The sequence below is a fragment of the Pseudidiomarina fusca genome, from assembly GCF_032227045.1.
In the GTDB taxonomy this organism is placed as follows: Bacteria; Pseudomonadota; Gammaproteobacteria; order Enterobacterales; family Alteromonadaceae; genus Pseudidiomarina; species Pseudidiomarina fusca.
Genome location: NZ_JANFPJ010000102.1, coordinates 1 through 714 on the forward strand (window position 1 = coordinate 1; position 714 = coordinate 714).

General features: G+C 37.1%; 3 protein-coding genes. All 3 read left to right on the forward strand.

Features of this window, described 5'->3' with window-relative positions:
- Window positions 1–316 (forward strand): hypothetical protein (locus NOG12_RS13250; RefSeq protein WP_313933515.1); only part of this gene is annotated, 316 nt, incomplete at its 5' end.
- On the forward strand, window positions 306–530 hold the full coding sequence (locus tag NOG12_RS13255) for an ABC-three component system middle component 6 (RefSeq protein WP_172514390.1): 225 nt from the start codon (window positions 306–308) through the stop codon (window positions 528–530). The genes NOG12_RS13250 and NOG12_RS13255, both read left to right, overlap by 11 nt.
- Window positions 520–714, forward strand: a 195-nt coding sequence (locus tag NOG12_RS13260) for a hypothetical protein (RefSeq protein WP_313933516.1), incomplete at its 3' end; no start/stop codon positions are given. The genes NOG12_RS13255 and NOG12_RS13260, both read left to right, overlap by 11 nt.

Consider the following 714-nt stretch of genomic DNA (forward strand, 5'->3'; position numbering starts at 1 on the left):
GCTGCTTGATATTGACGAGTGTCGCACTTCGCAGTTGAATTCGGGAGATATGATCCTTCAGAATTTAAACGATTTATACTTTCTTGCTTTAGACGCTGTTGAAATTGACTATTTAATCTGCGATGTAGACATAGCTAAAGTCAGAGAAAATTCTGAGTTCATTTTGGACTTTATCATTCAAAGATTAAAAAATACTGTATTTGAATCAAAAAACACTCCTGCTTACAAAGAGCATGTTGAATTGGGAGTGAATGTTGTTGTAGCTCATGCTTTTATCGAATGCATAATCATGGAGAATCCAGCTGATGATTCCTAGAAGTGGTTGTGACCCAGAAATAAATGTTGTAAGCATAGGGGCAAAAATTCTAAAGAAAGTGGCAGATGAAAATCCGCCCTTAGATGCGATACTCACTGACTGCTCTTCAGAGCTAAAAGTATCGATTGATCACATCATACTGTCGTTAGATTGGTTGTTTTCAATTAAGGCAATTGAGTTTAATGGAGTAGAGGTTTTTATAAATGAAGCTTGATAGCCTTGAAATAAAGATAAATAACGAGGTAAAAAGATTTGTTAAATTCAAGTCTGGTCTTAACCTCGTCACAAACAAGCCAAATTCTGGTCGTACAGGTAACAGTGTAGGCAAATCAACATTATCACGAGTGGTTGACCCCGAATTCAACTGCGAAGTGCGACACTCGTCAATATCAAGCAGC

Excerpts from the sequence above, each read along its gene's own strand:
- NOG12_RS13255 (WP_172514390.1), top strand. The coding sequence starts at position 306 with ATGATTCCTAGAAGTGGTTGTGACCCAGAAATAAATGTTGTAAGCATA.